Source organism: Agromyces sp. Y558 (assembly GCF_059445415.1).
Map to the genome: position 1 here is coordinate 359,829 of NZ_JCAIUH010000003.1, position 13,033 is coordinate 372,861.

The window sequence follows — 13,033 nt, forward strand, 5'->3', positions numbered from 1 at the left end:
TCGCTAGCGTCGACCGGGACTCGTGAGGATGACGAGTCGCTGGGTGGCTCTGGTCATCGCGACATATCGGTCGACCGCTCCTTCGATGCCCGTGCCGAAATCCTCCGGGTCGATGAGAATGACGAGATCGAATTCGAGTCCCTTCGAAAGTTCAGGGGTCAGTGACCGGACTCGGGACGTCGCCCCGAACGCGTCGACATCGACATCGACCTCGCGCGTACCGATGACGCACGCGATCCCGTCGGCATACGTGGCAAGCCAGTTGCTGAGGATCGCGCCCAGGTTCGACAGGGATTCGTGCTCGACTGCGACGCCGCTGCTGCGAATCGAGGTCGGCACATTGGCGTCTGGCAAGACGGCTCGGATGATCGGCTCGGCTTCCGCCATCACCTCGGACGGCGTGCGGTAGTTGATGGTCAGGGCCGACTGGGTGATCCGGTGGAGTCCGATCCGTTCGAGCCGCTCCTGCCAGGACTCCGTGAACCCGTGTCGTGCCTGGGCGCGGTCGCCGACGATGGTGAAGCTGCGGGACGGGCAGCGGAGCAGCAGCATCTGCCACTCGGCATCCGTCAATTCCTGAGCCTCATCGACGACGATGTGCGCGAACGGACCGGCGAGCACGTCTGGATCGACCGCCGGCAGAACCGCGTCGTCGACCAGCGCGTTCTGCGCGTCGTGTCCGCGCAGCATCGACATCACCTGGAGCTCGGAGTCGTCGGTCGCGATCAGGTGATCGACCACCCGTGCCATCTCATCACGCTCGGCGGCGAGGATGGCAGCATCACGACGCTTGCGCTGCGACGCTCTCGGGTCGCCGATCCGCTGCCGCGCCGCGTCCAGCAGCGGTAGATCGGCCACCGTCCAAGCGCGGGCGTCTGCGCGCTGCAGTGCCTGGATCTCGTCGTCGTCGAGCCATGGGGCGCACTTCCTCAGGTACGCAGGGACAGACCACAGGTCACCGACGACGCCGGCCGCATCGAGCAGCGGCCACGCTCGGTTGAAAGTCGAGCGCAGTTCGTTGTTCTCGTCGAGTGACCGACGGAGCAGGTCAGCCGAAACGTCCTCGTCGTCGTGGTTGTCCATCAGGATCGTGAGCAGCTCGTCCCACACCTGATCGCGCGCCTCGTTGTGTGGAGTGCCTGGTTCCGGCGCCTCGAATGCCTCGGCCCAATCGCCGGCGTCCAGCCAGATGTCCGACCAGTGGGTCTCGATCACCATTCCCGCGGTGGGCGGCCGCTCGTAGTGCCTGACCGCCGCCTCGACCCCCTTCACCAGATCGGCGGATGCCTTCAGCCGGGCTACAGGCTGGTCGACTTCGATCGTTGCCTCCGCGCCCTCGGGAACGAGGTCCCGCAGGGTGCAGATCTGTACGCCCTCCTCTCCGAGGCTGGGAAGGACGTCGGCGACATAGGCCAGGTAGGCCGGATGCGGACCGACGAACAGCACCCCACCTCGGCGGTGCCCGAGGCGAGGGTCGGAGAAGAGGAGGTAGGCGGTGCGATGCAGGGCGACGACGGTCTTCCCCGTGCCCGGGCCGCCGTCGACGATGAGTGCACCACGGGATCCCGCGCGGATGATGGCGTCCTGATCGGCCTGAATGGTGGCGAGCACGTCCCGCATCCGGGTGGACCGGCTGCTGCCGAGGCTGGCGATGAAGGCGGACTGGTCGTCGAGCGCGGCGTTCCCTTCGAATCCGTCCGTGGTGAACACCTCATCCCAAAAATCGACGATTCGACCGCGTGTCCAGCGATATCTCCGGCGACTCACCAGACCCATCGGGTCGGCGTGCGTCGCTCCGAAGAACGGCTCGGCCGCAGGGGAACGCCAGTCGATGAGCAGCTGGTGTCCCGTACTGTCCGTGAGGCCGAGCCGTCCGACGTACACGGGTTCGGGAATCTCCGCGCTCACCATGCGCCCGAGGCACACGTCCAGGCCGAAACGGCGCAGCGTACGTAGACGAGCGGTCAGCCGGTGGATCTCAAGGTCCCGGTCCAACGCCTCCTGCCCCGTCCGCCCGGGTTCCTTACGCACAGCATCGAGACGGTCTGATACGTCGGCGATCGAGTGCTCGAGGCTCTCCGCGATCGTCGCGAAGTGCTGCTCGTCGTCGACGATCAGCGGTGGGACGGCCTTGGCTGTGAGACGGTCGGGGAGGTTGAACACGCTTGTGGTCAGGGTCATGTCATCGGTTCCCTTCACCGCTGTGCGCGTCGACCAGATCGAGACACGGCGCATGCTGCCCGGCCTTCGTAGCGCAGCGCACCTCGTCGCCGCCCGGCGAGTCCCACTCGCGGTTCGACGACCCCCCGGACAACCCCTTCTTCGACAACCATGCACGCATCGCTTGACTCCCCTATGCCGCTGACTCCGGCCTCGGCCGACCAGTCTGCGGCATGCCCGGGGCCTTGCCGCAAGCCCCCCTCACTGCTATAGATTTGAAGTGGCGAGGTGAGTAGTCCCCCGCTCGCAAGCAGCTCCTGCCACTGCGCCCAGCTCGAGACGAATCCGACGGACAGATCGTGGAGCTTCAAGTGCGACGCGCCGTCGACGACGTTCAGATCGGCGTTGTCGACGGCGTCGCTCGGCGACGCTCGCCGACGCGCGGCAGATCGACCATGGCGGCACTCGACTCCCACAGATCGACAGCGTTCTCCAAGTCGTACGACAGCCTCGACGAACGCGTCTCGCGCCCGTTGGAGTAGTACCTCCCGTCACCCGGCACATCGTTGCTCACGACGAGCTCCGCCAATCTCCTGCCGGAGGTCGCGGGACGGTGATGGTTTCGCCGAACCAGCGTCGCGACCGGAAGCACGTACTTCCACCCGAATCGGAACAGCGGTGGATACGAACGCGCAAGGCCCGTGCCGGGCATCTGACCAGGATCGAAACTGCTCACGCGAATGGAACGGAGGCGTTCGTCCGTCGAGGTGGAGAGTCGCCGTGAGAGCTCGTGCGCACAGTAGATGTTGCACAGTTTCGAAGTCGTGTATCGGCGTCTGCCGGCGACCTTGCCCGGCTCGAAGTCGCCGGCGAGCTCGCGCGCGTTGCGATAGCGCGGCTCCGGGAATCCGGTCTTCTCAGCAGGATCGTGTGTCGCGCTGGAGACGAATACGATGTGACCGCGAGCAGCGACTTCCGGCAGCAGGAGTCTCGTCAGCAGGTAGTGGCCGAGGTGGTTGACCCCGAATGTGGCTTCGTAGCCGTCGGCGGTCTTCACGGCGGCGCCGACGCTGTGCACGCCAGCGTTGCAGACGACGCCGGCAAGGGGCGGCCGTTCGGCGTGCCGGTAGGTCTCGACGAAGCTCCGAACGGAGTCGAGCGCAGCGAGATCGAGCGTCGACGCCTCGGCGGAACAACCCATCCCCCGCAGGCGGTTCACGGCCAGCGCGCACTTCTCCGCGTCGCGACCGGCGATGATGACGTGATTGCCGCTGCCGGTTCCGATGAACCGGGCGCATTCGAAGCCCAGGCCGGCGTTGCCGCCGGTCACGACGAATGTCCGGGTTGTCGGCCAGCGCGTGTCCATGTGTCTACTCCTCGATGCAAGTATGCACCCATGGTGACAATCACACAAGAATGCAATCCTCGGGATGTATCATCAACCCATGTCCGAAGCGAAGCGCACTCCTCCGCAGAGCCTGCGAGAGCGCCCCAGTTTTCTGCTCTCTCAGCTGGGATACCTCTCCGACACGCGATTCGACGAGCTGCTCGTGCCACTCGGCATCAACGCCCGACAGGTGGGGCTGTTGCGCATCCTCGCCGACACCGAATGGCGGACACAGCAGCAGTTGTCTGCGGAGCTGCGGGTCCATCGGAACGTGATGGTCGGCATGGTCGATGAGCTCGAGCAACGTGGATTGGTCGAACGCCGGCGGCATCCCGTCGACCGGCGCGCGCACGCCGTTCACCTCACCGACGCGTCGAAGAACCTGTTGCCACGAATCGAATCAAGCCTCGACGAGTGCGACGACGGCCTGCTGGGCGTACTCGCTCCGACGGAGCGGAAGTCACTCGTCGCAATGCTGCAACGCATCGCCGACGGTGCCGGGCTCGCACCGGGGGTGCACCCGGGGTACGACGCGATCGACCCAACAGGTACCTAACCGACTCGCGCGCTCAGCGCGACGAATTCCGCTCGGCGAACTTCTCGAGACGCTTTCCGGATGCCGGCATGCCGAGTTCGTTGAACGGCCCCTCGACCTCGGGTTCGGGCAGGCGCTCATCGGTCGGGCAGACCAGCACCGTATTCGCGGTCGAGTGGTCGATGACGTGCTCGAACATCGGATGCCCGCAGATCGGACACGCCCGCTCGCTGGCGGGTATTTGAGGATCCGACCCCTCTTCCACCACCGGCGGTGGGCCGAACGCGGGCAGCAACGCCCGGTCGATACGGTCGAAGAAGTGAGTGAATGCGTTGCCGTCGGGGCGGCTCGCCTCGTCGCGTGCCATGGCCAGATGGTACGCCTGCTCGCCGTTCACCGCCACCGTCGGATTCGCGCGGCCCAGCGCGCATAGGGTGAAGACATGACGGATGCCGCAACGACACGCCCGGTCACGATCATCACCGGCGCGAGCCGCGGCATCGGTGCAGCGATCGCCGAGCGCCTCGCCGCCGATGGTCACGACCTCGCGCTCACCTACCGCGAGCGTCGAGACGAGGCCGACGCGATCGCTCGCCGGTGCGCTGCATCCGGTGCCCGCGTGCTCCTGCTGCAGGTCGATCTTGCCGACCTCGATGTCGCGGCGACCGTGGTGCCCGCGACCATCGCCGAGTTCGGTCGAGTGACGGGGCTCGTCAACAACGCCGGGATCACCGGCCTCATCGGCGGATTCCTCGACACGACGATCGAAGAGAGCGAGCTGCTCTTCCGGGTCAACGTGCTCGCACCGATCGTGCTCACGAGAGCGGCGATCGCCCACATGGCGACCGACCGCGGCGGGGCGGGCGGATGCATCGTGAATATCTCTTCGGGCGCGGCGACGACCGGTTCGCCGAACACGTACATCCCGTATGCCATGAGCAAAGCGGCGCTGAACGCGCTCACCGCGGGTGCTTCGAAGGAGTTCGGACCCGTGGGAGTACGGGTCAACACGGTCTCCCCCGGCACCACACGCACCGAGATCCATGCTGCCGCGGGGCGGCCGAATGCGCCTGACGAGCGTGCCGGCAAGATCCCCATGCGCCGCGCCGGAGAACCGCATGAGATCGCCGGCGCTGTCGCCTACTTGTTCTCAGCCGACGCGGCGTACACCTCCGGTGCCGACATCAGGGTCGCCGGCGGCAACTGAACTGCACGACGGGCGCATCACGCCTCGCCGAAGCCTGATTCGGCGAGCTCGGCGATCGCGTCGACTGCAGCCCGCCCGTCGGGGTCTTCACTCGCGATTTCGACCCGGGCACCTTTCGTGAGCCCGAGCGACATGATGCCGAGCAGGCTCTTCGCGTCGGTGCCATTGACGGTGACCTTCTGTGCGAACGTGCTCGCGAGCTTCACGAGTTCCGCCGCGGGCCGGGCGTGCAGTCCGTCGGAATTCACGAGGCTGATGGTTCTGGCATAGCCGGATGCCTCGTGCCGGCTGTCATCGGCAGCATCCGCTCGTTCGGCCGAGTGCACGCCGTCGGCCGTCTCGGCGGCTCCCGCACCCGCCGCCCCGCGCGCCGACTCGGCGGCCGCGATGACGACGTCGATCGGGTCCCCCGACTCCGCCGCAACCGCTGCGGCCACCCCGCCCTCGACGAGCGGTGCGTCGGCAATACGTACGCGCGCCCGCTGTTCGTCGTCGAGGAAATCGAGGGCGGTTTCGGTCGTGAGGATCGCTGAGCCCAAGTCGCACAACACCACGACGCCCGCGCCGGCGTCGGCCTCTGCGATGCCCGCGGTCACACGATCGAAACTCGTGCCGATGCGACCGTCGTCGGTGCCGCCCGCCGCGACGAGCGTGGCCGTCGGCGCCATCTGCCGGGCGAGTTCGACGAGTCCTTCGGCGATGCCGGCCGAATGCGAGACGAAGACGATGCCGACTTTGCCGGTAGTGCCCACTTCACGCCCCCGCTGAAGCCGCAGCCGCGTCGGCGGCGGCTCGCAGGAGTAGAGCGCTCGATTCGGCGCCCGGGTCACGGTGGCCTGCAGAGCGTTCGCCGAGATAGCTCGCCCGGCCCTTTCGGGCGATGAGCGGCTCGGTCGCCGCCGCACCGGCCTCGGCAGCGTCGGCCGCGGCGGCGAAGACGCCGGCAGCGTCCGTGCCGGCTGCGGCCGCGGCAGCCGCTGCGTCGACGGCTGGAGTCCACGCGTCCACCATCGTCTTGTCGCCCGACTCCGCCTTGCCGCGTGACACCACCCCATCGCGCGCCGCCGCGAGGATCGCGGCGATGGCCGGGCCGTCGAGTGAGACCGCACCGCCTGCCGCTGCCGCTGCCTTCAGGTAGGCGGTGCCGTAGAGCGGGCCGGCGGCTCCGCCGACCGTCGAGATGAGGGTCGTCGCCACGAGCTTCAGCACATCACCGGGGGTTGATCCGGCAGCCAGGTCGTCGAGTTTCGGCAGCACCGCCTGGAAACCGCGATCCATGTTCTCGCCATGATCGCCATCACCGATTTCACGATCGAGCGTGATCAGCTCGACTCGATGCTCCGAGATGACCTGCGCGCTCCGTCTGACCCAGTCCACAGCCCAGGTGATGTCCAATCCCACCGAGATTCCCCCTTCGATCCGTTTTCATCGTCCCCACCGCAGTGCAGCAGTCTGCACCGGAGCATCCCACAATTCGACCATCTCGTCGTCGAGCTTCAGCAGTGTGATCGACATGCCCTGCATCTCGAGCGCCGTGATGAAGTTTCCGACGAGCGACCGGCCGATCTCGATGCCGCGCTCTTCGAGCACCTCTGCCGCACGTCGGTACGCGAGGTACAGCTCGATCTGCGGGGTGCCGCCCATGCCATTCACGAACAGCAGCGCGCGTTCGCCTCGCTCGTACGGCAGGTCTTCGAGGATCGGCTCGAGCAGCCGGTCGACGAGTCGGTCGGCGGGTTCGAGCTTGATGCGCGCCCGCCCTGGCTCGCCGTGGATGCCGATGCCGATCTCGATCTCGTCTTCGGCGAGCGTGAAGCTGGGCTCACCTGCATGCGGCACGATGCAGGGCGTCAACGCGAGCCCCATCGACCGCGCATGCGCGTTCACCCGCTCCGCGATGACGGCGACCTCATCGAGGGAGTCGCCCCGCTCTGCGGCGGCTCCCGCGATCTTCTCGACGAGCACCGTGCCGGCTACCCCGCGCCGGCCCGCCGTGTAGAGCGAGTCCTTGACGGCGACGTCGTCGTCGGTGATGACGGCGCGCACGTCGATGCCGTCGGCGGACGCCAGGTCTGCAGCGGTCTCGAAATTCAGCACGTCACCCGTGTAGTTCTTCACGATGTGGAGTACGCCCGCTCCCCCGTCGACGGCTTTGGTCGCGGCGAGGATCGGATCCGGAGTCGGAGATGTGAACACCGCGCCGGGCACGGCGGCATCGAGCATGCCGAATCCGACGAAGCCAGCGTGAAGGGGCTCGTGCCCACTGCCGCCGCCGCTCACGATGCCGACCTTGCCGACGCTCGGAGCGTCGGCCCGCACGACGAACATCGGATCGAACTCGACTCGAACGAGATCGGCGTGGGCGAGCCCGAACCCCGCGACCGACTCTTCGACGACCCGCTTCGGATCGTTGATGATCTTCTTCACGGACATCCCTTCCACTCAGCTGCCGGACGCCGTGCAGCCGTGCATCGACGTCGACGCAGTACTCATCGCAAACCTACGCCCGTCGCGCCGTCGACCGTAAGAGGCCGTGTGAAATCTCATACCCCCATTCCGCGGCGCGGCCGGTCTGAGTATCGTGGGCAGTGTTCCGCCCCTGGGCGTGGCCCACTGGGCTCAGCGAAAAGGATGGATGGTCAACGTGGACAATCTCGGAGTGCTGTTCCTCAGCGAGCTCGTCGGAACGGCGATGCTCGTGCTCCTCGGCTGCGGGGTGGTGGCCAACGTCGCCCTCGCCAAGACGAAGGGCTTCAACGGCGGGTTCCTCATGGTGACGATCGGCTGGGGCCTCGCGGTCTTCGCCGGCGTCATCGTGTCGTATGCGTCGGGCGCGCACATCAACCCTGCAGTCACCCTCGGTCTCGTGGCGAACGGTGCCACGGAGTTCGGAAATGCCGCCCTCGGTCTCACCGTGCCGGTGGACTTCCTCTCGGTGACCGCGTACATCGGTGCGCAACTGATCGGGGCCATCATCGGTGCCGTGTTCGTCTGGCTCGCCTACAAGCAGCACTTCGACGAGGAGCCGCAGCCGGCGTCGAAGCTGGGTGTCTTCTCGACCGGCCCCGGCATCCGCAACTATGCGTGGAACATGGTCACCGAGATGATCGGCACCTTCGTGCTGGTCTTCGTCGTGATCGCTTTCGGCGGCGGACGCCAGGGTGACGGGGGTCTGGCAGCGCTCGGCGCGCTCCCGGTGGCGCTTCTCGTGATCGCCATCGGCGTCTCGCTCGGTGGCCCGACGGGGTACGCGATCAACCCGGCCCGTGACCTCGGCCCCCGCATCGCGCACGCGATCCTGCCGATCAAGGGCAAGGGCGGCAGCGATTGGTCGTACTCGTGGGTGCCGGTGTTCGGACCGATCCTCGGCGGTCTGATCGCCGGATGGGCGGCGATCCCACTGCTCCCCCTCATCAGCTGAGCGCGTCGGGGCCGGCCCGTCGGGCCGGCCCCGACGTCATCCATCCGAACGATCGCCGGCGCCCGCCGGCCGAACAGAATGAGAGAACCGAATGGCCGACTACATCTTGGCGATCGATCAGGGCACGACCTCGTCGCGCGCGATCATCTTCGACAAGGCCGGATCGATCGTCTCGACCGGGCAGCTCGAGCACGAGCAGATCTTCCCGAAGGCGGGCTGGGTCGAGCACGACCCTGCCGAGATCTGGCGCAACACCCGGGAGGTCATCGGGCAGGCCCTCGGCAAGGCCGATCTGACCCGTCACGAGATCGCGGCGGTGGGCATCACGAACCAGCGCGAGACCGCGGTGGTGTGGGACAAGAACACCGGCGAGCCGGTCTACAACGCGATCGTGTGGCAGGACACCCGCACGCAGCCGATCGTCGACCGGCTCGCGGCCGACGGCGGCGTCGAGCGCTTCAAGGCGAAGGTCGGCCTGCCGCTGGCGACGTACTTCTCGGGCACGAAGATCGTGTGGATCCTCGAGAACGTGCCGGGCGCGCGCGAGAAGGCCGAGGCAGGCGACCTGCTCTTCGGTACGACCGACTCGTGGGTGCTCTGGAACCTCACCGGCGGCCCTGACGGTGGTGTGCACGCGACGGATGTCACGAACGCCTCGCGCACGATGTTCATGGACCTCGAGACCCTCGCGTGGGACGACGAGATCCTCGCGGCCTTCGGCGTGCCGCGCTCGATGCTGCCCGAGATCAAGTCCTCCTCCGAGGTCTACGGCATCGCGGAGCCGTCGAGTCTGCTCCGCGAGGTTCCCGTCGCCGGGATCCTCGGCGACCAGCAGGCGGCGACGTTCGGCCAGGCCGCGTTCGACACCGGTGAATCCAAGAACACCTATGGCACGGGCAACTTCCTGATCTTCAACACCGGCGAAGAGATCGTCCACTCCAAGAACGGGCTGTTGACGACGCTCGGCTACAAGCTCGGAGACGCCGCCCCGCACTACGCGCTCGAGGGATCGATCGCGGTCACGGGTTCACTCATCCAGTGGCTTCGCGACAACCTCGGACTGATTTCGAGCGCGCCCGACGTGGAGCGGCTGGCGAACACGGTCGACGACAACGGCGGCGCGTACTTCGTGCCGGCGTTCTCGGGCCTGTTCGCACCGTACTGGCGACCTGACGCGCGCGGCGCACTCGTCGGCCTGACCCGCTTCGTGAACAAGGGCCACATCGCCCGCGCAGCGCTCGAGGCGACGGCCTTCCAGACCCGCGAGGTGCTTGAAGCGGTGAACGCCGATTCGGGCGTCGATCTGACGGAGCTCAAGGTCGACGGCGGCATGATCGCCAACAACACGCTCATGCAGTTCCAGGCCGACATCCTCGGCGTTCCGGTCGTTCGCCCGGTAGTCGCCGAGACGACAGCCCTCGGCGCCGCCTATGCGGCCGGCCTCGCGGTCGGCTTCTGGGCGAACCTCGACGAGCTCCGCGCCAATTGGCAGGAGGACTCCCGCTGGGAGCCGAAGATGGATCCCGCTGAGCGCGATCGTCAGATCCGACTCTGGAAGAAGGCCGTCACGAAGACCTTCGATTGGGTCGACGACGACGTGAAATGAGCAGTCGCGGCGGCGGATGCCTCGTTCAGGCCTTCGTCGCCGCGATCCACTGTTCGAGTTTGCGGGTGCCCGCGCCACTGTCGATCGTTTCTTCGGCGACCGCCATCTTTTCGCGGAAGCGATCGAGGATCGCGCGCTGCACCTGGGCCGGATCCTTCGCGAGATCGAAGGCGACGAGCCCTGCAGCGGCATTCAGCACGACGATGTCGCGCACGGGGCCGCGCCCGCCCGCGAGAAGCTCGTTGACGACTCCCGCGTTGTATTCGGCGTCGCCGCCCTTGAGTTGATCGATCGTCGCCCGCGGAATCCCCAGGTCGCGCGGGTCGAGGTCGTGCTCCTTGACCGTGCCGAGGGAGACCTCCCACAGGTGACTGTGCCCGGTCGTCGTCAGCTCGTCGAGGCCGTCATCGCCACGGAATACGAGTGCAGTCGCGCCGCGGGTCTGGAAGACGCCGACGATGAGCGGGACGCGATCGAGGTGAGCGACACCGACTGCAGACGCTTCGGGGCGCGCCGGGTTCGCGAGCGGCCCGAGGAAGTTGAACACCGTCGGCACCCCGAGCTCGGCACGAACCCGCCCGGCGTGGCGGAAGCCCGGGTGGAATGCGGCGGCGTAGGCGAAGGTGATTCCTGCCTCGTCGAGAACTGCTGCGACACGTTCGGCGGGCAACGCGAGGTCGAGCCCGAGAGCCGCGAGCACATCAGAGGATCCGGAGGACGAACTCGCCGCCCGGTTGCCGTGCTTGATGACGGGCACTCCGGATGCTGCGGCGACGATCGATGCCATCGTCGAGACGTTGACCGTGCCGAAGCGGTCGCCGCCGGTGCCGACGATGTCGAGCGCCATCGGATCCACCGGCAGCGGCACGGCGTGTTCGAGGATCGCGTCGCGGAACCCGACGATCTCGTCGACCGTCTCCCCTTTCACTCGGAGCGCAACAAGGAACGCGGCGAGTTGCGCTTCGCTGACTGCGCCCGTCATGACCTGCTCCATGCACCACGCGGCATCCGAAACGCTCAGATCGGTGCCCTCGAGCAGGGAATTCAGGATGTCTGGCCAGTTCTGTCGCGCGGGCATGCGTCGATCCTATCTGCGGGATTCACGGCGGATTCGCGGCCGTCACCCAGCTCGACTTAGGTCTGCCTAACCACCTCAGGTCGACACAACTCCCCCGGATGACGAAAACTCAGGCCTCGTTTCAGCCATAATGGGATGGTGACGAGCACCTCAATCACTTATCAGGCGAACGCGCCCCTGATCAAACGACCGAACACCGTTGCGGTGGGCACGATCGTCTGGCTCGGCAGCGAGGTCATGTTCTTCGCGGGACTCTTCGCGATCTACTTCACGCTGCGGTCGACATCTCCCGAACTCTGGGAGTTCGAGGCAGGCCGGCTGAACGTGCCGTACGCGTTGGTGAACACGCTGATCCTGGTGTTGTCATCAGTCACGTGCCAGTTCGGCGTTTTCGCCGCGGAGCGCATGCAGCCATACGCCACCGGGTGGAAGCCCAAGCAGTGGGGCATGGTCGAGTGGTTCTTCCTCACGTACGCGATGGGTGCCGTCTTCGTCGCCGGCCAGGTCTGGGAGTACGCCACCCTCGTCTCCGAGGGAATTGCGATCGACTCCAACGCCTACGGCTCGGCGTTCTACATCACCACCGGCTTCCATGCCCTGCACGTCACCGGTGGCTTGCTCGCCTTCCTCTTCGTGATCGGCCGCGTCTTCGCGGTCAAGAACTTCGGTCACCGCGAGGCGACGAGTGCGATCGTCGTCTCGTACTACTGGCACTTCGTCGACGTCGTCTGGATCGGACTGTTCCTCGTCATCTACGTCCTCAAGTAAGCCGCATCAGGAGCGTCAGCACAGCATGCCCGTGAACAGGAAGATACCCATGACTCGCCAGAAGCGACGCACCGGACGCCGGCACCCGCTCGCCACCGTCGCCCTCCTCGCGCTCGGCCTCGTCTTCACCGGTGGCGCGTACGCGGCCCTCAGCAGCGGCACCATCGCGCAAGCCGAGATCGACCCCGACTCGCAGCAGACCATCGAACAGGGCAAGAAGCTCTTCCAGGCCAACTGCGCCACCTGCCATGGACTCGAGGCGCAGGGCAGCGACACCGGCCCGAGCCTCGTCGGCGTCGGTGCAGCTTCCGTCGACTTCCAGGTCGGCACCGGGCGCATGCCGATGCAGATGCAGGGCCCGCAGGCGCAGGCGAAGCCCGTGCAGTTCACCGACGATCAGGTCAAGCAGCTCGCCTATTACGTCGCCTCCCTGGGCCCTGGACCAGACATCCCCGACGATCACCTCACCAACGGCGGCGGCGATGCAGCCAACGGCGCAGAACTCTTCCGCATCAACTGCGCGATGTGCCACAACGTGGCCGGTGCAGGTGGCGCGCTCACCGAGGGCAAGTTCGCTCCCCCGCTGACGGATGTCTCGGGCGTGCACATCTACGAGGCCATGGTCACCGGCCCGCAGAATATGCCGGTCTTCAACGACCTGAACATCTCCCCGGAAGACAAGCGCGACGTGATCACGTACCTCAAGTACGTGCAAGACAACCGCTCGCCCGGCGGAATCGAACTCGGCTCGCTCGGACCGGTCGCAGAGGGCTTGTTCATCTGGATCTTCGGTCTCGGCGCGATCGTCGCGATCACCGTGTGGATCACGGCGAAATCCAACTAGCGCACGCCCAGCACTGAAGTAGCTGAA

Annotated in this window: 13 protein-coding genes; 6 read left to right on the forward strand and 7 right to left on the reverse strand. The window is 66.7% G+C overall.

The genetic code is table 11. The annotated features are described in order from the left end of the window. Positions 1-3: 3 nt before the first annotated feature. Both helR and AC1C2T_RS16585 read right to left on the reverse strand, forming a co-directional pair. Positions 4-2,181: an RNA polymerase recycling motor ATPase HelR gene (gene helR, locus AC1C2T_RS16580; RefSeq protein WP_495386023.1), complete on the reverse strand. Its 2,178-nt coding sequence runs from the start codon at positions 2,179-2,181 to the stop codon at positions 4-6. Positions 2,182-2,554: 373 nt separating this feature from the next. Next, positions 2,555-3,526, reverse strand: a complete 972-nt coding sequence (locus AC1C2T_RS16585; protein ID WP_495386024.1) for an SDR family NAD(P)-dependent oxidoreductase — start codon at positions 3,524-3,526, stop codon at positions 2,555-2,557. Positions 3,527-3,605: 79 nt separating this feature from the next. On the opposite strand from AC1C2T_RS16585, the gene AC1C2T_RS16590 reads away from it, so the two are divergent. Further along, on the forward strand, positions 3,606-4,103 hold the full coding sequence (locus AC1C2T_RS16590; RefSeq protein WP_495386025.1) for a MarR family winged helix-turn-helix transcriptional regulator: 498 nt from the start codon (positions 3,606-3,608) through the stop codon (positions 4,101-4,103). Between the two features lie 13 nt (positions 4,104-4,116). Here AC1C2T_RS16590 and AC1C2T_RS16595 read toward each other — a convergent pair whose 3' ends face one another. Continuing rightward, a complete protein-coding gene (locus AC1C2T_RS16595) occupies positions 4,117-4,449 on the reverse strand; it encodes a hypothetical protein (RefSeq protein WP_495360032.1) in 333 nt (110 codons plus the stop codon). 75 nt (positions 4,450-4,524) lie between these two features. Between AC1C2T_RS16595 and AC1C2T_RS16600 the strand changes: the two genes are divergently transcribed. Then, positions 4,525-5,289, forward strand: coding sequence for an SDR family NAD(P)-dependent oxidoreductase (locus AC1C2T_RS16600; protein WP_495386026.1), 765 nt, complete (start codon positions 4,525-4,527; stop codon positions 5,287-5,289). 17 nt (positions 5,290-5,306) lie between these two features. Here the strand turns inward: AC1C2T_RS16600 and dhaM are convergent, their stop codons facing one another. Genes dhaM through dhaK form a run of 3 tightly spaced genes read right to left on the reverse strand, consistent with a single transcriptional unit; the run spans position 5,307 to position 7,716 of the window. Continuing rightward, the gene (dhaM, locus tag AC1C2T_RS16605) at positions 5,307-6,041 is read right to left on the reverse strand and encodes a dihydroxyacetone kinase phosphoryl donor subunit DhaM (protein WP_495386027.1); all 735 of its coding nucleotides are present in this window, start codon (positions 6,039-6,041) and stop codon (positions 5,307-5,309) included. Between the two features lies 1 nt (position 6,042). Continuing rightward, complete coding sequence (dhaL, locus tag AC1C2T_RS16610; protein ID WP_495354045.1) at positions 6,043-6,690, reverse strand: dihydroxyacetone kinase subunit DhaL; 648 nt, start codon at positions 6,688-6,690, stop codon at positions 6,043-6,045. Positions 6,691-6,714: 24 nt separating this feature from the next. Further along, the gene (dhaK, locus tag AC1C2T_RS16615; protein WP_495360035.1) at positions 6,715-7,716 is read right to left on the reverse strand and encodes a dihydroxyacetone kinase subunit DhaK; all 1,002 of its coding nucleotides are present in this window, start codon (positions 7,714-7,716) and stop codon (positions 6,715-6,717) included. A 208-nt stretch (positions 7,717-7,924) separates the two neighbouring features. Between dhaK and AC1C2T_RS16620 the strand changes: the two genes are divergently transcribed. After that, positions 7,925-8,710, forward strand: a complete 786-nt coding sequence (locus AC1C2T_RS16620) for an MIP/aquaporin family protein (protein ID WP_495386028.1) — start codon at positions 7,925-7,927, stop codon at positions 8,708-8,710. Positions 8,711-8,801: 91 nt separating this feature from the next. Beyond that, positions 8,802-10,316 (forward strand): glycerol kinase GlpK, encoded by a 1,515-nt coding sequence (gene glpK, locus AC1C2T_RS16625; protein ID WP_495386029.1) that lies wholly within the window; start codon positions 8,802-8,804, stop codon positions 10,314-10,316. Positions 10,317-10,341: 25 nt separating this feature from the next. Here the strand turns inward: glpK and trpD are convergent, their stop codons facing one another. Next, a complete protein-coding gene (trpD, locus tag AC1C2T_RS16630; protein ID WP_495360038.1) occupies positions 10,342-11,394 on the reverse strand; it encodes an anthranilate phosphoribosyltransferase in 1,053 nt (350 codons plus the stop codon). A 135-nt stretch (positions 11,395-11,529) separates the two neighbouring features. Here trpD and ctaE point away from each other — a divergent pair, with 135 nt between their 5' ends. After that, positions 11,530-12,162, forward strand: coding sequence for an aa3-type cytochrome oxidase subunit III (gene ctaE, locus AC1C2T_RS16635; RefSeq protein WP_495360039.1), 633 nt, complete (start codon positions 11,530-11,532; stop codon positions 12,160-12,162). Between the two features lie 49 nt (positions 12,163-12,211). Beyond that, complete coding sequence (gene qcrC, locus AC1C2T_RS16640; RefSeq protein WP_495386030.1) at positions 12,212-13,006, forward strand: cytochrome bc1 complex diheme cytochrome c subunit; 795 nt, start codon at positions 12,212-12,214, stop codon at positions 13,004-13,006. Positions 13,007-13,033 lie beyond the last annotated feature (27 nt).